This window comes from Streptomyces pallidus (ex Mingjun et al. 2026), assembly GCF_051550185.1.
Classification (GTDB): domain Bacteria; phylum Actinomycetota; class Actinomycetes; order Streptomycetales; family Streptomycetaceae; genus Streptomyces.
In genome coordinates this window covers 1082722-1104488 of sequence record NZ_CP196181.1, presented here as the reverse complement: position 1 = coordinate 1104488, position 21767 = coordinate 1082722, and the positions used below count along the sequence as shown (strand labels likewise).

Sequence of the window (21767 nt, the reverse complement as noted above, 5' to 3'; positions counted from 1 at the left end):
TCTCACGCCATCGGGTGACCGGCCGGTCGGCAGGTGCCGGAACGGGCGCCCCCGAGGGTTCGCTGCGTGCGGTCGCGCATCACCCGGCACAGGTGATCCGAAAGGTGTCCCGCCGACACCGGACGTACGATCATGCCGAAAGGGTTCCGCACGCGCGGCCGCCCCGTCCTTCCTGGTGATAGGCATGGGTGAGACAGCAGCCCCCCGCTCCACCCCCCGCACGGCGGCCCGGGAGCCCCGCGGCAGCCGGGCCTTCGGCGTTCCGGTCCTGCCCACCCGCTTCGCGGTCCCCTCCGTCCCGCACACCTTCGTCCGCAGGCCCCGCCTCACGCAGCGCCTCGCCGACGGCGTCGACCGCCCCCTGGTCCTGGTGAACGGCCCGGCCGGCGCCGGCAAGACCCTGCTGGTCGCCGACTGGCTCGCCCGGGACCCCCTCCCGTGGCCGGTCGCCTGGCTGACCACCGAGACCGACGACAACGCCCCGGGCATGTTCTGGGCGTACGTCCTGGAGGCGCTGCGCCACCACGGACTGCCCTTGCCCGACGACGTCGGCACCCCGGCCCGCGCCGAGGAGGTCGACCACGCACTGCTCGTCCGGTTCGCCGCCCACCTGAGCGGTCTGAGGGACCCGGTCCTGCTCGTCCTGGACGAGTTCGACCGCGTGTCCGCACCCGTGATCGCCGAGCAGCTCGCGTTCGTCCTCCAACACTCCCGCCCCGCCCTGCACCTGGTCCTCATCAGCCGTACGGAGCCCCTGCTGCCCCTCCACCGGTACCGGGCCGGCGACGAGATGGTCGACATCCGCAGCGCCGACCTGGCCTTCAACCAGGACGAAACGGCCGCCCTCCTGGACCGCCACGGCCTGGACGGGGGCCCCGAGGCGGCCCGGCTGCTGACCGAGCGGACCGAGGGCTGGGCCGCCGGCGTAAGGCTGTGCGCCCTCGCCATGCACGAGACCGACGACCCGGCCCGCTTCCTGAAGGAGTTCGAGGCGGGCCGCAGCACCGTCGCCGACTACCTGCTGGGCGAGGTCCTGGCCACGCAGCCCTTCGAGACCCAGGACCTGCTGCTGCGCACCAGCATCCTGGAGCAGACCCACCCCGACCTGGCCAACGCCCTGACCGGCCGCGAGGACGGCGCGACCATCCTGGCCTCGCTGGAACGGGCCAACGCCTTCGTCACGGCCGTCGGCCACTCCTGGTACCGCCACCATCCGCTGTTCGCCGAGATCCTCCGCGTCCACCTGCGGTCCGGGCAACCGGGTCTGGAGCGGGAACTGCACCGGACGGCGGCCCGCTGGCTCAGCGGGGCCGGGCAGCTCGTGAGCGCCCTGCCGCACGCCGCCGCAGCCGGCGACTGGGAGTACGCCGCCGCGCGGTTCGTCGGCGACCTCGCCGTCGGCGGCCTCTTCACCGGCCTCGACGCCGACCGGCTGGGCGAGGTCTTCGCCGCGATGGCCCCCGGCACCCCGGGCCCCGCCCCCGAACTGGTGCGGGCCGCCCTGGCCTTCGCCCGGTACGACGTCACCCGCGGCCTGGACCGGCTGCGCGCGGCCGAGGAGCCGCCGGCGCGCGACCCGCACGACCCGGAGAACGTGCCGGAGCTGCCCCCGGTGCGGCTGACCCGTGCGTTCCTGCGCGTGGTGGCGGGCAGGCTGGCCGGCTCGGCGGCCATGGCCGAGGCCGGAGCAGCCGACGCCGCGGCCGCGGCCCGACAGGTGCCGCCCGAGCACCTCGCCCGCCATCCGGAGCTGGACGCCCTGCTGCTGACCGGCCTCGGCGCCGCGCGGCTGTGGGCCGGGCACTTCGACGCCGCGGCGGAGGCACTTCGGACCGCCGCCGACTCCTGCGAGGGACCCGGGACGGCTTCGCCGCGGCACGAGGCCCTGGCCCGGCTCGCCCTGATCGACCTCCTGCAGGGGCGGCTCGGCCGGGCCGAGGCCCGGGCCCGGGAGGCGGGCGCTGAGGCCACCCGGAACGGCCTGCTGCCGGCCCACTGCAGTGGGGCGGCCGATCTCGTCCCGGCCGCCGTCGCCCTGGAACGGGACGACCTGGCGGCCGCGGGCGCCGCCCTGGACCGGGCCGCGGAGTCCGCCGGCGCCCACGACGACCCCGTCGTCGCCGCCGGCCTCGCCGTCCTGCGCGCCCGCCTGCTGCTGGCCGGGGGAGACCCGACGGGATCCCTCGCGCAGTCGGCAGCTGCCGTCGCCCACCCCCCGGCGGGAGAACCCTCCCCCTGGGCGGACGCCCACCTCGCCCTGGCTGCATCGGCCGCGCACCTGGCCCTAGGGGACCCGAAGGCCGCGCTGGCAGCCCTCGGGGCCCGGGCCGGGCTCCCTGCGGTGCCGACCGCCGACACCGCCGGGGCCACGGACGCCGACCCCGCCGACGCCGCCGCGCGACCCGAGGCCCCCTGGGCCGCGGAGTTCGCCGTCGCCGCCGCCCGTGCCTGGATCGCGGGCGGCGAGAGCGCCCGCGCCGTCGAGGCCCTGGACCCCCTCACCACCGGCGGCGCCGCCTGCCCCGCCGTGACCGTGCGGGCCCTGTTGGCGCGTGCCGAAGCGGCGGACGGCTCGGGCGACCCGGCGGCGGTGCGCCGCCTCGTCGTCCGCGCCCTCGCTCTGGCCCGCCCCGAGCGGCTGCGCCGCCCGTTCCTCGACGCCGGACCGTGGCTGCGCCGGGCCCTGCACGGCCGCCCGGTGCCCGGCCACGACTGGCTCACGCCCGGCCCCGCCGGAACCCGGGCCGGTGGCGGATCCCGAGCCGGCGCAGGATCGGGAGCGGGAGCCAGGCCCGGAGCCGCCCGGCCCGCGGATTCCGGCGGGGCGGGGGCGGTCCTCGTCGTCGAACCGCTCAGCGAACGCGAGCACGACGTCCTCGCCTGCGCGGCGCAGCTGCTGTCGACCGAGGAGATCGCCGCCGAGCTGAGCCTCTCCGTCAACACGGTCAAGACACACCTGAAGAGCATCTACCGCAAGCTCTGCGCCAACCGCCGCGGCGAGGCCGTCCGCCGGGCCCGGGAACTGGAGCTGCTCTGACCCGTTCGCGTCCTACGGCCCCCGGGGCAGGGCGCCGGCAGCACTCACCTCCACCGGGTGATGCCCGCGGGCGGCGAGGCGCCCAGCATGGAGGGAACGGGCCTTCCCGGCCGGGAGAAGAGTGTGCTCATGCGATACGAGATCCGCATCGACGGGCAGATGTCGGAGACGCTCAGCGGGGCTTTCCCCGAGCTGAAGAACTTCGTCATCACCGACGAGACGGTCCTGTTCGGCCCCGTCGTCGACGAGGCCCACCTGTACGGCCTGCTCGCCCGCTTCCAGGCCCTCGGCCTGCACGTGGTGGAGATGCGCCGGCTCCCGGAGTGACCGGGAGCCCGCCCTGCGCCGCCGCGCCACCCGGAGCGGGCGGGGCGGCGGCGTCGGCTCACCCGCCCTGCGGAGGCGGCGGCCCAGCCGGGCGCTCCGCACCGCCGCCCGCACCCGCACCCGCACCCGCACCCGCACCCGCGCCCGCCCCCGCGGTCACGCGGCCGCTCGCGGCGAGCAGCGCGATCAGGGCGAGCAGCACGAGCAGGATGAGCACCAGCAGCAGGATGGTCAGCACCGTCGGGTGGTTCCACAGGGCGAAGACCAGGACCACCACGAGCATGGCGCCCAGCGTGAGCCAGCGGCGGTTGGCCTCGACCCAGGTCCCGGCGCGGCCGGTGTGGATCCGGTGGTGGTCCGCCCAGACGGCGGCGGAGTCCGCGGTGCGGTCGGAGGCGCCGCGTACCGCCTTCGGCAGCCGGCCGGGGCCGATCAGGTAGGCGCCGAGGGCGACGACGATGCCCAGGGCGATCGCGGTGCGCAGGCTGATCCGCAGGAACCGCACCAATGCGTCGAAGATCGCCGCGGCCGCGGCCGGGGACTGCACCTGCGGGGGCAGGTGGTCGAGGTAGTAGCGCCGGCCGATGACCAGGCCGATGGCCACCACCAGGCAGGCGAACGCGGCGCCCAGCGCCGTCCGGGCGAGGGCGCGGCGCCGGTGCCGGGCCAGCAGCACCCCGCCAGCGCCCAGCAGCACGGTGATGACGGGCAGCCAGTTCCCGACGACGTCCAGCAGATGGGCGGCGTTGCGGATCTTCCCGAGCTCGTCGGAGTGGAAGAGCACCATCTGCTTGTCCACTTCCGGGATCTTGCTCGCCGGGGACAGCCCGGCCTTCACGAGGGCGTCCTTGATCTGGTCCACCAGCGTGCCGATGTTCAGGGTGACGGTGCCGTCGGTGACGCCGACCGCGCCCCGGCCCTGGCCGGTGAGCGCATGGACGACGGCCGTGTGCGCCACCCGGTTCGCGCCCGTCCAGACCCCGTCGAACTGTTCGCTCTCCACGACGCGGGTGGCGACCTTGGTGACGGCTCCGTCGATGGCGGAGTCCAGTTGGGGGGCCAGCCCGCGCACGGCGTTGGCGGCCCGGGGCGGCAGGCCCTGCGACTCCAGCCAGTCGGCCACGTCGTCGGTGACCACCCGGGCGTCGACGCGGGCGTCGACGGCCTCGGTGGCCCGGTGGACCGCGGCGGCCTGGACAGCCTCGTTCCGGGCGAGGGGGGCCATCGTGGCCACGTACCGGTCGGTGTCGAGCACGATGTCGTGCACCCACACCGTGAGCACCGAGACGGGCACCAGGATGCAGGTCAGGACCAGGATGACCGCCGAGACCGTGCTCTGTACGATGCGGCCCGCCGGCGATCCGCGTGCCGCGCCGTTCGCCTCGCGCGCCGGGCTCCCGGAGCGCGGCGGTTCCGGAGCGGACGGTTCGTTCGGAGAGGACATGGCAACTCCAGGGGATGGGTGCTCTGCCTCCATTGGCGCCCGTACGGGGGCGCGCGGCACCCCTGGTGGGTCCGTCCGGGGGAGGGCGCCGGCAGCCATGCCCGCTGCGTTGGGCCGCCCGCCCTCGGACCGGAACCCTGCCCGGACGGGTCAGTCGAGCCGGGTCACCCGCTGGCTGCTGAGCTCGTACCGGGCGCCGACCACGGCCAGGCGGCCCGCCGCGATCCGGGCCGCGAGGTCCGGTTCGGCGGCCAGACTCGCCCGCACCCGGCGAACGTTCGCCGTGACGGCCGCCTCCACCCGGGCGGGGCGGGGCAGGCCGGGGTCCACCGCGGGGCGGATCTGGTCGGCGAGGTAGCGGACGTGGGCCGGCAGCGGGTCGCCGGTCCCGTCCGCGTCCACCGCGGCCGCGACCGCCCCGCAGCCCTGGTGGCCCAGGACCACGACCAGCGGAACGCCCAGCTCCAGCACGCCGTACGCGACGCTGCCCAGGACCGCCTCGTCCAGCACCTGGCCTGCCGAACGCACCGTCAGCAGATCGCCCAGCCCCTGGTCGAACACCAGCTCCGGCGGCACCCGGGAGTCGACGCAGCCCAGCACCACGGCGAACGGGTGCTGCCCGGCCATCAGGACCCGCCGTACGGCCCGGCTCTCGTCCGGGTGGCGCTCGTGGAGCGTGCGCCAGCGCCGGTTGCCCGCCGCGAGCTCCCGCCAGGCCGGTTCGGGCCCTGCGGGCCGGGGCCCGCCCACCCCGGGCTCCGGGCGGCTCCCCGATGCCGCTGACGCGACGCAGAGCAGCCCGGTGCCCAGCAGGGCGGCGCCGCCCAGCCCGGCCCGCACCAGCCCGCGCCGGGCGAGCGGGGACGCCGGCCCGCCGTCGTTGTCGACACTCATGTGCGCTGAAGCTAGACGCCCCGGAGCGGCGGTCCGGGCAGCCACCGCGGAGGCGGCACCCCCTTGGGCGAGACAATCACCGCCCGTGCCGGCCGCCCGTGCCACCGGTCGCCCGCCGTCCCCCGCCCGCGCCCGGGCGGGCCCGCGGCGGTCAGTTCCCGCCGGGCTGCTCGGCGGCGCTGCCGACGCCCCCGTAGAGCCGGAACAGCCGCAGCCGCGCCGGGTCCTGCGCGTCCCCGGCCGCGAGCGCGTCCCAGCACCGGGCGGCGAGAGCCCGGGCCCGGGTGCCCGGCCAGGGCTGGGGGAGCAGCTCGGGCGGCAGCAGCGGGTCGGGTTCCATCGCGTCGGTGAAGGCCGCGGCCAGTTCGATGGCGAACGTCAGCCGCTCGATCCCGGTGGGCCGGTCCGGGCCCGACAGCAGGGCCAGCCGGGCCGCGGCGAGCGCGGCCAGCGCCTCGTGCCGCTCCGCGACCGCCGGGAGCGGCCAGAGCAGCGCCGCCAGCCGGGCCGGGTCGTCCTCCTCTCCGACCCGCAGGTCGCGGCTGGTGAGCCGGGTGAGGGAGGAGAGGACGCCGAGCCCGCGGGCGTGGGCCTCCACGATCTCCCCGATCGCGTTGGCGCTGACGTACAACCCGCCCTGGAGCGGGGCCGCGCCCAGGTGGAGCAGGGTGTCGCGCAGTGCGTCGCGGGCCTGCCGGGAGGACTCGGGGATGGCGAAGGCGAACAGGTGCCAGGTTCCGTCCCAGGGGGCGAGCCCGCGGTCCTGCCGGAAGGCGTGCCGGACGTACTCCACGTCGGGTGCGACGGATCCGGTCGCGTCGGCGGTGGCGTGCAGCCGGGCCTTGCGGCCCCGGCCCTCCTGGGTGAACCGGCCCTCGCCGACCAGCCGTTTGACGCACAGCCGGACCTGCTGGTCCGTCATGCCGAGGGCCTCGGCGACGGCGTACAGCTCGCCGGCGTCGACGGTGCCGTCCTCGCGGACGAGGGCGTGCACGAGGGTCCGGGTCCCGATCCCGGGCGCGGCCGGCCCCGCCGTGCTCCGCGCCGACGGCCTGCTCGTCATCGCTGCTGCTCCAAGGGGTTTCCGGGGCCCGCGCCGCCGGGGTGTCCCGGGACCGTCCGGTGCATCGTAGTCACTGCGCCGAAGCCCATCAGCGCCCGGAGGTACGGGGTCCGCTCCGTGCGCACCGCGGCGAAGCCGTGCCGCGCGTACAGGGCGCGGGCGCGCGGGTTGACGTCGACGACGTCCAGACGGATCCGGGAGCAGCCGTGTCCGGCCGCGACCGCCGCGATCTCCGTGAGCAGCAGGCTGCCGATGCCGGCGCCCCGGTGGGCCGGGTCGACGGCGATGCCGTCCATGACGAGCTCACCCCGTTCCGCGGTGCGTTCGAGCAGGGCCAGCGCGGCGAGCCGCGGCAGGCCGCGGAAGAGCCCGTACGCGCGGAGCACGTCCCGCACCCCGCCGCCGGTCAGGGCGCGCCCGCCCAGCTGGTAGCCGGCCACCCCGACGACCCGGTCCCCGCCCGGGGCGAGGGCGACGGCGGCGCGGTCGTGGTTCAGGTGCCGGGCGATGAACGCCCGGCCGCGCTCCGGCGGGTCGAGGGCGGCTCCGAGTTTGCGGCCGAAGGCCTCCCAGTACAGCTCGGCGACCCGCTCCTCGGCTCCGCGGGGTACGCCGCGCCGGATGACGACTGCCGTGTCCATGGTTCCTCCTTGCTCGCATTCCTCGTACGAAGATAGTACGGTCGATTTAGAAACGATCGTTTGGAAGACGATAGTTCCTTTGGGGGTTGGATGACATCCGCACGCACGACGCGCCGCCGCCGGGCGGTACGGGCCGTGCTCGCCACGCTGGCCGCACTGACGGTGCTGGCCGCCGGCCTGGGCGGCCTCGTGGTCTGGCAGAACACCTACGACCTGAGCGAAGAGGCGGTGACCGTACGTCACGGGGGCCGGACGCTGCAGGGCGTGCTGGCCCGGCCGAAGACGGGGAGGGGGCCGTTCCCGCTGGTGGTGTTCGTCCACGGCGACGGGCCCGTCGACGCCACCCACGACGGCTTCTACCGGCCGCTGTGGGAGTCCTTCGCCCGCGCCGGCCACGCCTCGCTGTCCTGGAACAAGCCGGGCGTGGGCGGCGCCCCCGGAGACTGGCTCGACCAGACCATGGACGACCGGGCCGCAGAGGCCGCCGACGCCATCGCCTGGGCCCGGCAGCGGCCGGACGTCGACGGGCGCCGGATCGGCCTGTGGGGCGCCAGCCAGGCCGGCTGGGTCCTCCCCAAGATCGCCGCCAAGGACCCGGGGGTGGCCTTCGCCATCGCCGTCTCACCCGCCGTCAACTGGCTCCGGCAGGGCCGCTACAACCTCCTCGCCGAGCTGCGCCGCGACGGCGCCTCCGACACCGAGGTCGCCGCCGCCCTGCGCCGCCGCGAGACCGGCCTGGACCTGCTGGCGCGGGGCGCCCCCTACGAGGAGTACGTACGGGCCGTCGGTGACGCGCAGGGCATGACCGCCGCCCGCTGGCGCTTCGTCTCCAGGAACCACACCGCCGACGCGAGCGCCGACCTGCCCGCACTGCGCAGGATGCCCGTCCTCCTGGTGCTCGCCGGCCACGACGTGAACGTGGACACCGCCGAGACCGAGGCCGCCTACCGGCGCCTCCTGCCCGGGCCCGCGCTGCGCGTCGCGCACTACCCCGACGCCACGCACGGCCTGGTCGACCACGCCGTCGAGAGCTCGTCGTCCCGCCTCATCCTGACCGCGCTGTGCGCGCCGCGGTCCCTGTTCGCCCGGGGCTTCCTGGCCGACCAGCGGGACTTCCTGGCCTCCGTGGCCGGCGCAGGAGCCCAGAGGTGACCGCCGGCCGACCACCCCCGAGGCCCCGGGAGTCAGCCGCACCCGCCGCAGCCTCAGCCCTAGCCCCCGGTGGTGCCGCCGGTGCCGCCCCGGCCGCCGCCTCCACCGTCGTCGGGGGCGCCGCTTCCGCGTCGGTCCGCTCCGACGGCGGCCACCCCGGTCACCGCGAGCACGCCGAGGAAGGCCGCCACCGCCAGCGGCCAGGGGCCGCCCGACGACCCCACCACCAGGGCCGCGATCGCGAGGATCCACCCCAGGCAGCCGGCCGCGGTCGCGAGGCGCTCCGGTTCCTCCGACCCCCCTGGCCGTCCGAAACCCGCCTTTCCCCGTTCCGCTCCGTCCTCGTCCATGCGGAATCCGCCCCCTCCGCTCGCGCCGTCCGGAGGGTTCTTCCCACCCGGCGCACGGGGACACCCCCGCCCGGAACCGCGGGCGGGGGTGTCCGAGGGCGATCCCGGCCGGCCGTCACATGCCGAGCGCCCGGCGGAGTCCGACCCGGTCGGTGCCCAGCTTGGTGAAGGCCGCGGACAGCAGCTCCGTCACCGTCGGGGCCTCGACGTGCAGCTCCTTGGCGATGGCCGCGTTGTCCAGGCCGAGGGCGGCGTGCCGGGCGGCCGCGTGCTCCGCGACCGTCAGCGTGTCCTGCTCCGAGGTGTGCAGCCGGCGCGGGCGCAGACCGGCCGAGGCGAGCTGCGAGCGGGCCCGGTCGGCGAGGGCGTCCGCACTGCAGGCGACCGCGGTCTCCATGCCCCGGTACAGCTGCTGCGCCGCCCGGTGCGGATCGCCGACGGTCTGCAGGGCCGTGCCGTGGTCGATCAGCGCGTGCGCGAACTCGTAGGCGGCGGGCGACTGTTCCAGGTGGGAGACCGCCTCCTGGAGCAGGACGGTCGCCTGCACCGGGTCCGTGGTCGCCGCCGCGACGCGCAGCGCCTGGCCGATCACACTGGGCGCGCCGAACGCGCGGGCCCGTGCCACGGCCTCGGCCGCCGTGGCCCGCGCCAGCTCCTGGTTGTACGTCGCCTGCGCGAGGGCCAGGTCGAGCTGCCACGGACTCCACGCGGGGTTCCGCGTACCGCGTAGGTCGAGGCGCCGTCCCGCCTCGCCCAGCTGCTGCTCCGCTTCCTCGATGCGGCCCTGGGCCAACAGCAGCCTGCCCCACACGGCCTGCGGATCGGGGTAGACGATGGCACGCGGGAACCCCTCCGACAGCCCGTAGTTGCGGGCGACCTCCTCGGCCTGCGTGAGGTCGCCGCGGGCGAGCAGCGTCTCGATGAGGGTGCCGATGGCGTACCACTGCGCCGGGATGTCGTGCCCGATGCGGTTGGCGATCTCCAGGCCGTTGCGCACGAAGTCCTCGGCCTCGGCGAGTCGCCCGCGCCGGTAGCGGACGTAACCGAGCAGGGTGTACACGAACGACAGGTGGGCGCCGCGCCATCCCTTCGACTCGAAGTCGAGGATGCCCTCGTTGAACAGTTCCTCGGCGCGGCCCGGCTGGTCGCAGTACATGAGGGTGACCGCGATGACGGCGGGCACCTCGAACCCGAAGTCCAGGTCGGTCCAGCTCATGCCGCCGTCGAGGGCCTGCTCCACGTAGCCGAGGGAGGTGGCGACGGGTTCCCCGCGCACGGCGGCGTCCCAGGCGCGCAGCCCGAGGATGTGCCGCTCGGCCAGACCGCGGCCGCTGAGCCGCTTGGCGAACTGGGCCAGGAGCCGTGACCTGGCGGGAGAGTCCTCCTCGTCGACCCGGACCGAGTTCCACTTGAACTGCTCGGCCTGCATGCGCAGCCGGGTCTGGGCACTCGTCGCACTGCGCGCTTCGTCGGCGAGCAGCCCGGCGGCCTTCTCCAGCTGGCCCGTGTGCGCCAGCGCCTGTGCGAGCCGGTACGTGATCGACTCCCGCAGGCCCTGGGCGATCTGCGGCTCCTCCAGCGCCGTCCTGAGCTGGTTGATGGTCGTCACCGGGTCGTGCAGCAGGTTCGCCGAACCGAGTTCGAACAGCACCTCGGCCCGGTCCTCGGCCTCGGGCGGTTCACGCAGCGCACGGGCCAGATAGCGACGGGCCGCGGCGGGTGCACCGGCGGAGAAGCTGTCGCGCGCCGCCTGCCGGAGCTGCTGCACCACCCACGGGTCGCCCTCAGGGTGCATTTCCAGTAAATGGCGGGCGGCGGCGGACGTCCCGTGCCCGTCGTCGATCAGTGCCTGGGCGGCCATGCCGTGCATCGCGACGCGCACGCCCGGCGGGATCGACCGGTAGACGGCGGTGGCGATCAGGGGGTGGAAGAACTCCACGACCTGCTTGCTCCGCAGGCTGGGCAGGACGGTCAGGATACGGGCGGCGTGCAGCTGCTCGATCGCGTCGGCGGCCTGCGCCTCGCCGAGCGCCGCGACACTGCCGACGATGCCGGTCGGGACCGCGGTGCCCAGCACCGCGGCGGCCCAGGCGAACCGCACGGTCGAGGTCCCGAGCTGCTCCAGGCGCTCGATGAGACCGCTGCCCTTGACCGCGGAGGCCAGGTCGCGGAGCTGCGCGATGTTGTCCTGGTGCGGTTTCAGCCCGCGGTCACGGCCCTTCATCGCCAACTCGACGACCTCGAAGGGGTTTCCACCGGTGATCGCCCAGCACTCGCGGCAGAACACGTCGTCGGCGCTCGACCCGAGGGCGTCGCGGACGATCTGCGCCACCGCGCCGGTGGTGAGCGGAGCCAGCTCGTGCGGCCGGGCCCCGCGCCGCCCCATCAGGTTGCGCAGCCCGGCGGCATCGGTGGGGATCTCGTCCGGACGGCAGGCCACCATGATCAGCATGGCCAGTTCCTCTGCGCGCGCCGCGAACCCGGTCAGCCACGCCAGGGACTCGGCGTCCGCCCAGTGCGCGTCGTCGAGGATGAGCACGACGGGCGCGGCGCGCACCGTCAGCTGGGTGACGACCCAGTCCAGGCCGTCGCGCACACCCTGCGGGTCCGGCACCGTCGGGCCCTTCCGGGCGGCGGTCAGGCCGAGCGCCGGTGCGACGATGGAGTGCCAGTTGCCGAGCGCGGCCCGCCGGTCGTCCTCGTTCATCGCGGCGAACGTCGGCTGGGTGAGCTGGCGCATCACGTGGAACGGCACCTGCCGCTCCTGTTCGCCACCGCGTGCGAACAACACCGTGCAGCCGCGGTCGGTGGCGTACCGGCGGGCCTCACCCAGCAGCGTGGTCTTGCCTATGCCGGCCGATCCCGCGAAGGTCAGCACGCCTCCGCGGCGGGTGGACGCGCCCGTAGCCTGATCGGATACGCCGCGCAGATCGTCCACCGCGCGTCGGATCGCCAGCAGTTCGGACTCCCGCTCGAGCAGGGGCTTCGGCGCCCCTCCTCTGGGTTCCATGGCATACGACATTCCTGCCCCCTCCTGCGCGTGCGGCCGAGTGTATGGCCCTGGGGACGAGACGTTGTCGAATCACGTTGCATTCTCCGTATCCCGCCACTCGTGCGAGTGCAATGCTGTACCCTCCGCGCACTTCCTCGTTGGGGATTGATCGAGAAATGGCGCGAAGCGACCGGCGGGAGAGTGGGGACGATCCGACCGCGCCGGGGATCCCGGCGCGGTCGGATGGGCCGGCCGGCCCGGATCAGCGGCGGGCGACCGGGATCATGGGGAGTGAGCTGGGCTGCGGTATCCCGGCGGGAACCTCACGGACGGCGACCCCCGGGGCCGGTTCGAGGCGCCACCGGGAGGCCACGCTCGCCACCGCGGTCAGGATCTCCGCCACCGCGAACGTGTCCCCGATGCACTTGTGCTGACCCGCCCCGAACGGGATGTACCGGTGGGCGCGCGGCCGGTCGCCCTCGTCCCGCCGCCAACGGTCCGGATCGAAGACCTCCGGATCGCGGAACAGCGCCGGGTCGCGGTGCAGGGAGTACGGGCTGTAGGCCAGCTCGGCCCCCTCCGGGATCGACACGCCCCCCAGGGTGAGCGGGACCAGGGCGCGCCGGGTGAAGAGCAGCGGCGAGTGCAGCCGCAGCGCCTCCTGGAAGACGCGATGCGCGTACGTCAGCCCGGACAGGTCCGAGGGGCGTACGGGCCGGTCGCCGACCACCGCGTCGACCTCGGCGTGCAGGCGCTCCTCGACCTCCGGGTGGCGGCCGATCTCGTGGAACGTCCAGGCCAGGGTGGTCGCCGAGGTCTCCGTACCGGCGAACATGATGGCGATCACCTCGTCCCGTACCTGCTCGGGGTCCATCTTCCGGCCCGTCTCCGGGTCGGTGCTCGACAGCAGGTGCGAGAGCAGGTCGTGGCGGCCCTCCGGGTCCCGGACCGGGTACTGGGAGATCACCTCGTCGATGACCCCGCGCAGCCGCTCGGCGGCGGTGTCGAACCGCCGGTTGAGCGGAAGGGGCAGCCGGTCCAGGGACTTGGGCATGACCGCGCGCAGCAGCATGCCCTCCAGGACGACCGGCAGGGAGCGGTGCACCTCGTCGACGGCAGGGCGGCTCAGCTCCCCCGAGAAGATCATCTCGGCGACCGAGGACATCGCGTAGCGGCGGGTCTCGGTGACGATGGAGACCTCCCGCCCGTCCGTCCACGAGGCGGCCATCGCCTCGGCCTGCCGGCACATCGCCTCGGCGTACCCGGTGACGTGGTTCCGCTGGAACGCCGGCTGCATCATCCGCCGCTGGCCGCGGTGGAAGTCCCCGTCGGTCGTCACGATGCCGTTGCCGAACACCGGGCGGAGTCGGTCGAAGATCCGTCCGCGTCCGAACCGCTCTGCCTGCTGTACCAGGACGGAGTGGACGTGCTCAGGGGTCGTCAGGACGTGCACCGGCCAGGTGCCGATGTCGATCCGGACGACCTCGCCGTGGTCCCGCAGCGACTCCAGGAAGGCGATCGGCTGCCGCCACAGCGGTAGGGCGTGGCCGAGGAGCGGTAACCGCCCCGGGGCCACGGGGGCGCCGACCGCGGGGGCCCCTCGTTCCACGTGTGCCACGGGCGGACCCCCTCGTCATGCCACCGATACCAGGTCCGGGCGGGTGTACGCAGACTCCAGCCCGGCCGCGAACCGTTCGTCGCGGTACCGCGTGCACTCGTAACGCTGCCACAGATCCGCGCCGATCATCCAGTCTTCATAACTGCGCACGCACCGGGCGACCTGTGTGCGCAGGGCCGGGTCGGTGCCCTCGCCGCCGTCCAGGGTCTGGAACAGCCGCTGCCTGCAGTCGAGGTAGTCCTCGATGCGCGCGTGGATCCGCTCCTCCACGGCCCGCAGTGCGTCGTCGAGTGAGCACCGCTCCCAGGTGGCGGTGAGGGAGACGAGGTTGTTGTTGTCCCCGCAGGAGTGCTCCTTCGGTAGCGAGAACACGTCGTTCTCCCACCCGATGACGTCCAGGGCGCTCGCGACGAGGTCGCGGAGCTCGGGCAGGTCGTGGATCCGCTGCGGCAGGTCGATGCCCAGGCCGGCCTCCACCATGTCCATCATGGGCAGCAGTTGGGCACTGTGCCGGCGCAGCAGGACGTACTCCTCGACCGTCGGGCGGCCGTCTGCCCGCCGGTTGCCCGCCTCCTGGTCCAACGAGCCCAGCACGAGCCGGAAATGGGCCCGGAAGCGTGCCGCCGCCGGCTCGGACAGCCCGGCGAGGATCCGGTCGCACAGCTCGGTGAACCCGCGCACGAGCGGGTTCCCGCGCGCCGGTGCATGGTCGATCCGGCCCGTACCCAGGTACTCGGTGATGGCGCCGACGACGGGCCGCCATGCGGCGAGTTGGCCGTTCCTGATGAGATGGTCGTGCTGGTCGTCCAGGACGAACGACCAGGCCATCCACTCGGCGAGCAGGACGACCGTCTCGTACGGCACGTCGCCGCTCACCCGGCCCGCGAGGTGGCCGAAACCGATCCCCGCGAACTGGTCCACGGCGTCGGTGACGAGTTCATGACGCACCGCCCAGGAGGTCGCCTCGGCATTGGCGAGCGCGGCATGCGGGTGCTTCGCGTTACCGAAAGGCAGATGGAAATCCGGAACGGTGAAATCAGCGAGCTCGGCCATTTGGTCCCCCCATGAGGAAGTCTCGTCCGTCAGTTGTCGTCCACCATGGAACATGGAGGCCGCGACCTGGAGCGTTCCCCTCTCCGCTACGGAATTTTCACGGGAATGTGTGATGTTTGTGGGGAGGAATCGGTCGCCTGTCGAAAGGATCCGGCCATCTGCAAAGCAATTAACCCCCAGGGGGGACTGCGCTGTCAATGTTGAGCGGCGGAAGATGGTGAATTGGTCCCGAAAACCCGTGCTGTCTATTCGTACAGAATATGTGGATGGCATAGTCGGCGACGGTCGTGGGTGCCGTCGCGTACGTCCGTGGCCCGTTGGCCGGGACGTTGCGGAGGAGCCGGCAAGTGCGCGAAGAACGCCTTGGGGACGGGGGGTTCTGCCTAGACTGCGGGTGGACATGGCCGTCCGGGAGGGGTGGGAACGTGGTCGAGAACCGTCCGGCTGAACCGGATGACGGCGACCCCGGGGCGGACGTCCTGGGCTCCTATCTGGAACGCGTGCGGGCCCGCCTGAGCGGGGAACGGTTCGAAGTGCTCATCCGTGCAGTCCAGACCACCTGCGACCTGCTGTGGGAGGGTCGCCCCCAGACCGTGCTCGAAGTGCCCGGCGGCGGCGAGCTCGCCCCTGACCTGCAGCGCGAGTACGTGTCCCTGCTCGCCGTGATGATCACCGGGCGGAGCGACCACCACCTGGTCGAACTCGCCGCACCGGATGGCGACAAGGGCTGGGCGGTCGTCGAGAACACGGGCCCCCGGCGCGTCGACGCCGAGCGGATGTGGATCCAAGCGGAACTCGAGGGCATCCTGCGCGCCGGCAACCCGGCGTCCCCCGGACCGCCCGCCTGACGTCGGGTCAGCCGATCTGCGTCACCGGGGCGTTGCCCGGCCAGGGTCCGCAACTGCCGTACGGTCGAACTCGGTGCCGTGTTGCCCGTGGCGTGCGGGACGGCGGGGCCGGGCCGTCTACCGTGGACCGGTGCGCCTCGCCCCCCTCGCCGTCGCCATGGTCGTCGTGCTCGGTGCCGCCGTCCCGTCCTGTACGCGCAGTGCCACGCTCCCGCCGCCCGGACTGCGCGTGGCGGACCGGACACGGGACCTGGCGGCCCGGGTGACGGAGGTCCCGGCGGTCGTGCTCGGTACCACGTACCGCCCCGGGTGCCCGGTCGGCCCGGACCGGCTGCGGCTGGTCCGGATGAACCACTGGGGCTTCGACGGCAAGGTCCACCGGGGGGAGCTCGTCGTCCACCAACGCGTGGTCCGGCCGCTGCTGTACGTCTTCGGCGAGGCGTTCCGGGCCGGGTTCCCCATCCGCCGGATGCGGCCCGTCTCGGCGTACGGCGGCGACGACGCCAAGTCGATGGCCGATGACAACACCTCCGCCTTCAACTGCCGCCGGGTCGCCGGGGACCACTCGCGGCTGTCCCGGCACGCGTACGGCGACGCCGTCGACATCAACACCGTGGAGAACCCGTACGTGGACCGCACCGGCGTCGTCCACCCGTCGGCCGCCCGGCCGTACCTCCGCCGCGACCGCACCGCGCCGGGCATGATCCGCCCCGGCGACGCCGTCCCCCGGGCCTTCGCGGAGGTCGGCTGGCGCTGGGGCGGGCGCTGGTCGAACCCGGACTACCAGCACTTCTCGGCGACCGGTGGCTGATCGGGCTGCCGGACCCGCCCGGGGTCAGGCGGCCTCCGCCCAGGCCCGGGCGTGGATGCGGGCGAGCCGGCGCAGTTCGACCAGATCGGCGTACGAGTGGGCGGCGTCGGTCCAGTACGGATGGGAGTACAGCAGGCGCAGCTCGAGGATCAGTGCGCGCCGCATCCTCGTGGTGCCCGCTCCGGGCTGCCGGGCGAGGGCGGCATAGGTCTGGATCACCCTGACCTGGGTCAGGAGGAGATCGTCGGGGAACTCGGTTCGCGCCATACAGGAATTAGCCCACTTGTTCGATTTATGGCGCAAGCGGAACCTGCCTGCCGAGGGTCTCGTACATGCGTGCGGTTGATCACCCGTGCCGGTGGTCCGCGGGGCGGGACTCCTCGGCCGCGCGGCGGTACGCTCCCGTCGCCTTCGCGGTCCCTCCGGGTTCGGCAGCGGCCGCCCCCGCGACACTCGGCGTTGGCGTGGACGCAACGCCCAGCCCCTAACTTCCTCAGCGCTCCCCCCGCTCTCCCCTTCTCCGAGGAGTGACCGTGGAACGTCGTACCTTCCTGCGCGGTGCTGTGGTCGGCACCTCCGCCGCCGCCTTCGGTGGCACGCTCATGCGCGGCGCCGCCTACGCCGCCCCCGCCCAGCCTGGCCCCGGCCCGTACGGGGCGCTACGCCCGGCCGACGCGAACGGGATCATGCTGCCCACCGGTTTCACCAGCCGCGTCATCGCCCGTTCGGGCCAGACCGTCCCCGGCACCGCGTACCAGTGGCACAACGCCCCCGACGGCGGTGCGTGCTACGCCGACGGCACGGGCTGGATCTACGTGTCCAACTCAGAGGTCAACCCCTCCGGCGGCGCCAGTGCGGTCCGCTTCGACTCCTCCGGCACCGTCACCTCCGCGTACCGGATCCTCTCCGGCACCCGCCAGAACTGCGCGGGCGGCAAGACGCCGTGGAACACCTGGCTCTCCTGCGAGGAGGTCAGCCTCGGCTACGTCTACGAGACCGACCCGTGGGGCGTGAACGCGGCCGTCCGGCGGCCCGCGATGGGCAGGTTCAAGCACGAGGCGGCCGCGGCCGACCCGGTTCGGCGGGCGGTCTACCTGACCGAGGACGAGCCGGACGGCTGCTTCTACCGCTTCCTCCCGGCCGCCTGGGGCAACCTCAACGACGGCACCCTCCAGGTGCTGGTTGCGGGCTCCGCCACCTCGGGCTCCTTCACCTGGCAGAACGTACCGGACCCGGACGGCTCGCCCACCACCACCCGCAACCAGGTCTCCGGCGCCAAGCGCTTCAACGGTGGCGAGGGCTGCCACTACGCCAACGACACGGTCTGGTTCACGACGAAGGGGGACAACCGCGTCTGGCAGCTCAACCTGGCCGACAGCACCTACGAGCTGGCCTACGACGACTCGCTCGTGGTCGGCGGCAGCGCCCCGCTCACCGGCGTCGACAACGTCACCGGATCCTCGTTCGGAGACCTGTACGTCGCCGAGGACGGCGGCAACATGGAGATCTGCGTGATCACCCCGGACGACGTCGTCGCGCCGTTCCTGCGGATCACGGGGCAGTCGTCCTCCGAGATCACCGGGCCCGCCTTCGCGCCCGCCGGCAGCCGGCTGTACTTCTCCAGCCAGCGCGGCACCAGCGGCAGCTCTTCCGCCGGCATCACGTACGAGGTGACGGGCCCCTTCCGCACCTGACGTCGCCCCCTGGCGGCAGCACCCGGCGGCCCCGCCGACCGCCCCGGGCGGGCTCGCCCGGCCGTGTGGAGCCACCGAAGAGGGGTAAATGACCCGTATGTCGCTTCCCTGGCCGGCTGAGGCATGCTCTCGGCCGGCCGGGCTGGACGCGGGCCGCAGCCCGGACGGGAGAGGTGAGACGTATGACCGCTGACCTGGCCGACCTCATCGGCTACAAGGTCGAGGCCGCCGACGGCGCCATCGGCAAGGTGGACCGGCACAGCGAGTACGTCGGACGGCAGTTCATGGTGGTGGACACCGGCCCGTGGATCTTCGGCAGGCACGTCCTGGTGCCGGCCTCGGTCGTCACCCGGGTGGACGAGGAGAACGAGACCGTCCACCTGTCCGCGACCCGGGCCGAGGTCAAGGACGCGCCCGAGTTCGAGCGCGGCCAGCACGGCGACGACATGGCGGCCATCCAGATCATCGAGCACTACTCCTCGAAGAACAGCCACACCTGAGCCGATGCCCGAGCCGATGCCCCGCGGCAGATGCCCGGCGCGGGCGGTCAGTGGCGCGCCGGGCGCTCCGCGGCGGATTTCAGGTACCGGCGCAGGGCGGCCCCGTCGTCCATCACATCGCGGTCGCCCTCCGCGACGGGTCGGCCGTTGACCTCCATCGACGGGGTTCCGCGGATCCAGGACGCGCTGAGGGCCCGGTCGGCGGCCTCGACGAACTCCCGGTGCCGGGCCGTGCGCACCGCGTCGTCGAAGTCGGCGTCGCGCAGCCCCCCGACCGTGGCGGCCAGGTCGAGCAGGCCGTTCGTGCTGAAGCCGCCGCGCTGCTTGGCCGAGGCCTGGCCGTCGTAGACCGCCTGGTGCAGGTCGACGAACCTGCCCTTGTCCAGTGCGGCCCGCAGGGCGTTGACGGCCCGCTTGGATCCGGGGCCGAGGAACGAGCCCAGGGCGAACCGGAGCTGTAGTTCGCCCGCCGCCGCCATCCGGAGCAGTCGGGGGCCGGTATCCGTGGTCTCGAACTCGGCGCAGGCCGGGCAGCTCGGGTCTTCGAAGAGCGTGACGGTGAGGCCCGCCGACGGGTCGCCGACCCTGACGCTGGTCCCGTCCGGTCCCAGCGTCTGCGCCACGGGCCCTATGGGCCCGCTCTCGCGGCCGCTGTCGTCCGGCCTTCCCAGCGGCAGGCAACCGGCGGTCGCCGGCGCCAGTGCGGCCGCCCCGATCGCCACGAGCAGCTGCCGTCTGGACCTGACCTGCATGTATGTCTCCTCCCCTGGTCCGGAGAGGTGAGCGTACGCACCCGCGCCCAGCCCCTCGACCCCGGGGCCGCCCCGTACCCGGTCGGACGGACGGGTGCGGGCCCGGCACCCGCGGCGCGCCCCGTCGCCGCGCCGCGGGTGCCGACGGCCCCGGTGGTCAACCGACGGCCGGCGCGGCGCCGACCGACGGGCCCGCGACCCGGACCGCCCAGTCCGCCAGGTCGGCGGCTCCGGCCGCGGAGGACGCGGCCCAGGCCGTGTACCCGTCGGGGCGGATCAGGAACAGGCCGCGGCCGTAGGTCTCGTAGGCACCTATTCGCGCCGTGCGCAGCTGGGGCAGCTGCGGCAGCTGTTCCGGCAGGTCGGTGTCGACGGCGAGCAGGGTGAAGTGCGGCCCCCGGAAGAGGTCGAAGAGCCGCAGCCCGTCGCGCCGGCCGTCGGGAGCGCGGTCGCCCGCGGCGAGGGTGCCGTCCGGCAGGCCGGACCGGGTCTCCCGGGAGAGCGACGAGTCCCGGAGGTGGATGCCGAGCTGCCGGGTGGCGGCCCCGCGGCGGGCCTCGCCGCGGTGGATCCGTGTGGACAGCCCCAGCACGGCGGCCGCCTGCGGCAGCCGCTCCTCCTCGTACGTGTCCAGCAGGGCCTCGGGCGCGCCGTCGCACAGTACGGCGGCGAGCTTCCAGCCCAGGTTGTAGGCGTCCTGGACGCTGGTGTTGAGGCCCTGTCCGCCGGCGGGGGAGTGGATGTGCGCGGCGTCGCCGGCGAGGAAGACCCGGCCTTCCCGGAACCGGTCGGCGAGTGCCGCGTTCACCGTGAAGTCCGATGCCCAGCGGACCTCCCGGACGTCCTCGGCCCGGACGTGGGTGAGCTCGGCCACCAGGGTGTGGATGTCGTCGGCGGAGAGCTCGGCGCGTATCTCGGGGCACTGGCCGACGAACTGGAACTCCTGCGTGTGGGGCAGCGGGCACAGGGCCGCGTAACCCCGGCTGCCGTCCTCGGCCGGCGGGAAGAGGTGCCAGTTGTCGCGGTCCAGGTGGTCGACGACCACGTCGGCCACGACCAGCGGGGTGGGGTCGACGCGTTCGCCGGACATCTTGATCCCGGTGAGCCGGCGGACCGTGGACCGGCCGCCGTCGGCGCCGACCAGGTACCGCGCGCGGACCGCGACGGCCGGGCCGCCGTCCGACGCGATGAGGGCCTCGACACCGTCGGCGTCCTGTGTGAGGGCGGTGAACTCCACGCCGAACCGGACGTCACCGCCCAGTTCCCGCAGTCGGGCCAGGAGGATCTCCTGCGTCCGCCACTGCGGCAGTATCCAGGGGCCCGTGTACGGATCCTGCTCGGTGGCCTCCGCGTCGTCGAACATGCGGTGCTCGCCGAGCCGCACGCCGTCCTTCCATGCCATGCCGACCGGCGCCGGCCCGCCCCAGCGCAGCACCTCGTCCAGCACTCCGAGGTCGTCGAAGACCTCCAGCGTCCGCGGCTGCAGCCCCTTGCCGCGCGAGCCCGGGAACAGCCCGCCCGCCCGCTCCACCACCAGCGGGCGCACACCCCGCCGCGCCAGGCAGCAGGCCAGCGCCAGGCCGGTCGGGCCCGCCCCCACCACCAGCACGTCCGCCCCGCTGCCGGACCCACCCGCGTACGCGTCCACGTCCACGTCCACCGCGTTCATCGTCATCCCCGTTCGTCCTGCGGCGGGCAGCGCGCCCGCCTCCACCGAGACCTCTCGGTCGACCTTTCCTTAACGCCGTTAAGGAGCTGATGCCACGAGGATGCCCTTAACGTTGTTAAGCTGTCAACCCCGATGATCCGGACGCCGCACCTCCGCGCGGCCCACAGGAGAGAGGCAGGCGATGACCCCCAAGCCCGAGCGCACGCCGCCCCGCGTCCCGCCGCTGAGCCGTGTGACCGTTGCCGAAGCCGCGCTGCGCCTGCTGAACGAGACGGGGCTGGAGAAGCTCACGCTCCGGGCCATCGCCGCCGAACTGGACGTGAAGGCGCCCGCGCTCTACTGGCACTTCAAGAACAAGCAAGAACTCATCGACGAGATGGCCACCGAGATGCACCGGCGCATGACCGCCGACCCGGCGGCGCTGCCGCAGGCGCACGGGGCCGGGGCGGACGGGCCCGCATGGCGCGCGCTGATGCTGGCCAGCAACCGCCACCTGCGGCGCACGCTGCTCTCGTACCGCGACGGCGCGCGCGTCTTCAGCGGATCCCGTTTCACCGGCTCCGAACACGGCGAGCAGGTGGAGGCGCACCTGCGGGCCCTGCAGGACGCCGGCCTCGGACTGCCGCAGGCCGTCCGCGCCCTCGCGACGACCTTCGTGTACACCCTGGGCTTCGTCACGGAGGAGCAGGGCGTCCACCCCGTGCCGGGTGAGCGGCGGGAGGGCTTCGACGTCGCCGAGCGCGGCGAGCGCCTCGCCGACTACCCGCTCGCCGCAGCCGCCGGAACGCACCTCTTCGAGGACTACGACGCCCAGTTCGAGGAAGGTCTCCAGCTCATCCTCGACGGCATCGCCGCCCGCTACGGCGCCAGCTGACCCCCGTACCGGCCTCACCCGGCACAGGAACGGGAGCCGGGGCCGCGC

Annotated in this window: 19 protein-coding genes; 8 read left to right on the top strand and 11 right to left on the bottom strand. The window is 74.0% G+C overall.

Going from position 1 to position 21767, the window contains the following annotated elements:
- Positions 1 to 184 precede the first annotated feature (184 nt).
- Together ACSHWO_RS04620 and ACSHWO_RS04615 are read left to right on the top strand one after the other, a co-directional pair.
- Positions 185 to 3037: a LuxR C-terminal-related transcriptional regulator gene (locus tag ACSHWO_RS04620; RefSeq protein WP_438310146.1), complete on the top strand. Its 2853-nt coding sequence runs from the start codon at positions 185 to 187 to the stop codon at positions 3035 to 3037.
- 129 nt (positions 3038 to 3166) lie between these two features.
- Entirely contained in the window at positions 3167 to 3364 is a 198-nt protein-coding gene (locus ACSHWO_RS04615; protein ID WP_361085821.1) for a hypothetical protein, read from the top strand.
- Positions 3365 to 3422: 58 nt separating this feature from the next.
- On the opposite strand, the gene ACSHWO_RS04610 is transcribed toward ACSHWO_RS04615, so the two are convergent.
- From ACSHWO_RS04610 to ACSHWO_RS04595, 4 genes are all read right to left on the bottom strand, one after another.
- On the bottom strand, positions 3423 to 4808 hold the full coding sequence (locus ACSHWO_RS04610) for a hypothetical protein (protein WP_438310145.1): 1386 nt from the start codon (positions 4806 to 4808) through the stop codon (positions 3423 to 3425).
- A 150-nt stretch (positions 4809 to 4958) separates the two neighbouring features.
- A complete protein-coding gene (locus ACSHWO_RS04605; protein WP_438310144.1) occupies positions 4959 to 5702 on the bottom strand; it encodes a carbonic anhydrase in 744 nt (247 codons plus the stop codon).
- A gap of 151 nt (positions 5703 to 5853) precedes the next feature.
- A complete protein-coding gene (locus ACSHWO_RS04600; RefSeq protein ID WP_438310143.1) occupies positions 5854 to 6765 on the bottom strand; it encodes a PaaX family transcriptional regulator C-terminal domain-containing protein in 912 nt (303 codons plus the stop codon).
- Positions 6762 to 7406 (bottom strand): GNAT family N-acetyltransferase, encoded by a 645-nt coding sequence (locus ACSHWO_RS04595; protein WP_438310142.1) that lies wholly within the window; start codon positions 7404 to 7406, stop codon positions 6762 to 6764. Before ACSHWO_RS04595 ends, ACSHWO_RS04600 begins: the two co-directional genes overlap by 4 nt.
- A gap of 90 nt (positions 7407 to 7496) precedes the next feature.
- Here ACSHWO_RS04595 and ACSHWO_RS04590 point away from each other — a divergent pair, with 90 nt between their 5' ends.
- A complete protein-coding gene (locus ACSHWO_RS04590; protein ID WP_438310141.1) occupies positions 7497 to 8558 on the top strand; it encodes an alpha/beta hydrolase family protein in 1062 nt (353 codons plus the stop codon).
- Positions 8559 to 8617: 59 nt separating this feature from the next.
- Here ACSHWO_RS04590 and ACSHWO_RS04585 read toward each other — a convergent pair whose 3' ends face one another.
- The 4 genes from ACSHWO_RS04585 to ACSHWO_RS04570 form a co-directional block, all read right to left on the bottom strand.
- Positions 8618 to 8908 (bottom strand): hypothetical protein, encoded by a 291-nt coding sequence (locus tag ACSHWO_RS04585; RefSeq protein WP_438310140.1) that lies wholly within the window; start codon positions 8906 to 8908, stop codon positions 8618 to 8620.
- A gap of 115 nt (positions 8909 to 9023) precedes the next feature.
- Entirely contained in the window at positions 9024 to 11918 is a 2895-nt protein-coding gene (locus ACSHWO_RS04580; RefSeq protein ID WP_438310139.1) for an ATP-binding protein, read from the bottom strand.
- Positions 11919 to 12162: 244 nt separating this feature from the next.
- Complete coding sequence (locus ACSHWO_RS04575) at positions 12163 to 13518, bottom strand: cytochrome P450 (RefSeq protein WP_438310138.1); 1356 nt, start codon at positions 13516 to 13518, stop codon at positions 12163 to 12165.
- Between the two features lie 15 nt (positions 13519 to 13533).
- A complete protein-coding gene (locus ACSHWO_RS04570) occupies positions 13534 to 14466 on the bottom strand; it encodes a terpene synthase family protein (protein ID WP_438310137.1) in 933 nt (310 codons plus the stop codon).
- Between the two features lie 530 nt (positions 14467 to 14996).
- Here ACSHWO_RS04570 and ACSHWO_RS04565 point away from each other — a divergent pair.
- Together ACSHWO_RS04565 and ACSHWO_RS04560 are read left to right on the top strand one after the other, a co-directional pair.
- Positions 14997 to 15419: a hypothetical protein gene (locus ACSHWO_RS04565; protein ID WP_438310136.1), complete on the top strand. Its 423-nt coding sequence runs from the start codon at positions 14997 to 14999 to the stop codon at positions 15417 to 15419.
- A 130-nt stretch (positions 15420 to 15549) separates the two neighbouring features.
- A complete protein-coding gene (locus ACSHWO_RS04560; protein WP_438310135.1) occupies positions 15550 to 16230 on the top strand; it encodes a M15 family metallopeptidase in 681 nt (226 codons plus the stop codon).
- A 24-nt stretch (positions 16231 to 16254) separates the two neighbouring features.
- Here the strand turns inward: ACSHWO_RS04560 and ACSHWO_RS04555 are convergent, their stop codons facing one another.
- Entirely contained in the window at positions 16255 to 16497 is a 243-nt protein-coding gene (locus tag ACSHWO_RS04555) for a hypothetical protein (protein WP_361085780.1), read from the bottom strand.
- Between the two features lie 266 nt (positions 16498 to 16763).
- Here ACSHWO_RS04555 and ACSHWO_RS04550 point away from each other — a divergent pair, with 266 nt between their 5' ends.
- On the top strand, positions 16764 to 17924 hold the full coding sequence (locus ACSHWO_RS04550; RefSeq protein WP_438310134.1) for an alkaline phosphatase PhoX: 1161 nt from the start codon (positions 16764 to 16766) through the stop codon (positions 17922 to 17924).
- 182 nt (positions 17925 to 18106) lie between these two features.
- Positions 18107 to 18424 (top strand): PRC-barrel domain containing protein, encoded by a 318-nt coding sequence (locus ACSHWO_RS04545; protein WP_361085774.1) that lies wholly within the window; start codon positions 18107 to 18109, stop codon positions 18422 to 18424.
- Positions 18425 to 18471: 47 nt separating this feature from the next.
- Here the strand turns inward: ACSHWO_RS04545 and ACSHWO_RS04540 are convergent, their stop codons facing one another.
- Both ACSHWO_RS04540 and ACSHWO_RS04535 read right to left on the bottom strand, forming a co-directional pair.
- Entirely contained in the window at positions 18472 to 19176 is a 705-nt protein-coding gene (locus tag ACSHWO_RS04540) for a DsbA family protein (RefSeq protein WP_438310133.1), read from the bottom strand.
- A gap of 157 nt (positions 19177 to 19333) precedes the next feature.
- Entirely contained in the window at positions 19334 to 20845 is a 1512-nt protein-coding gene (locus ACSHWO_RS04535; protein WP_438318924.1) for an FAD-dependent monooxygenase, read from the bottom strand.
- Between the two features lie 181 nt (positions 20846 to 21026).
- Between ACSHWO_RS04535 and ACSHWO_RS04530 the strand changes: the two genes are divergently transcribed.
- Positions 21027 to 21719, top strand: a complete 693-nt coding sequence (locus ACSHWO_RS04530; RefSeq protein WP_438310132.1) for a TetR/AcrR family transcriptional regulator — start codon at positions 21027 to 21029, stop codon at positions 21717 to 21719.
- The last annotated feature ends 48 nt before the right edge of the window (positions 21720 to 21767 follow it).

What these genes read in the sequence shown, in the direction of transcription:
- ACSHWO_RS04535 (WP_438318924.1), bottom strand. Translation starts at nt 20,845, where the DNA reads ATGAACGCGGTGGACGTGGACGTGGACGCGTACGCGGGTGGGTCCGGC.
- ACSHWO_RS04595 (WP_438310142.1), bottom strand. Translation starts at nt 7,406, where the DNA reads ATGGACACGGCAGTCGTCATCCGGCGCGGCGTACCCCGCGGAGCCGAG.
- ACSHWO_RS04590 (WP_438310141.1), top strand. Translation starts at nt 7,497, where the DNA reads ATGACATCCGCACGCACGACGCGCCGCCGCCGGGCGGTACGGGCCGTG.
- ACSHWO_RS04580 (WP_438310139.1), bottom strand. Translation starts at nt 11,918, where the DNA reads ATGGAACCCAGAGGAGGGGCGCCGAAGCCCCTGCTCGAGCGGGAGTCC.
- ACSHWO_RS04620 (WP_438310146.1), top strand. Translation starts at nt 185, where the DNA reads ATGGGTGAGACAGCAGCCCCCCGCTCCACCCCCCGCACGGCGGCCCGG.
- ACSHWO_RS04545 (WP_361085774.1), top strand. Translation starts at nt 18,107, where the DNA reads ATGACCGCTGACCTGGCCGACCTCATCGGCTACAAGGTCGAGGCCGCC.
- ACSHWO_RS04585 (WP_438310140.1), bottom strand. Translation starts at nt 8,908, where the DNA reads ATGGACGAGGACGGAGCGGAACGGGGAAAGGCGGGTTTCGGACGGCCA.
- ACSHWO_RS04530 (WP_438310132.1), top strand. Translation starts at nt 21,027, where the DNA reads ATGACCCCCAAGCCCGAGCGCACGCCGCCCCGCGTCCCGCCGCTGAGC.
- ACSHWO_RS04605 (WP_438310144.1), bottom strand. Translation starts at nt 5,702, where the DNA reads ATGAGTGTCGACAACGACGGCGGGCCGGCGTCCCCGCTCGCCCGGCGC.
- ACSHWO_RS04615 (WP_361085821.1), top strand. Translation starts at nt 3,167, where the DNA reads ATGCGATACGAGATCCGCATCGACGGGCAGATGTCGGAGACGCTCAGC.
- ACSHWO_RS04600 (WP_438310143.1), bottom strand. Translation starts at nt 6,765, where the DNA reads ATGACGAGCAGGCCGTCGGCGCGGAGCACGGCGGGGCCGGCCGCGCCC.
- ACSHWO_RS04555 (WP_361085780.1), bottom strand. Translation starts at nt 16,497, where the DNA reads ATGGCGCGAACCGAGTTCCCCGACGATCTCCTCCTGACCCAGGTCAGG.
- ACSHWO_RS04610 (WP_438310145.1), bottom strand. Translation starts at nt 4,808, where the DNA reads ATGTCCTCTCCGAACGAACCGTCCGCTCCGGAACCGCCGCGCTCCGGG.
- ACSHWO_RS04540 (WP_438310133.1), bottom strand. Translation starts at nt 19,176, where the DNA reads ATGCAGGTCAGGTCCAGACGGCAGCTGCTCGTGGCGATCGGGGCGGCC.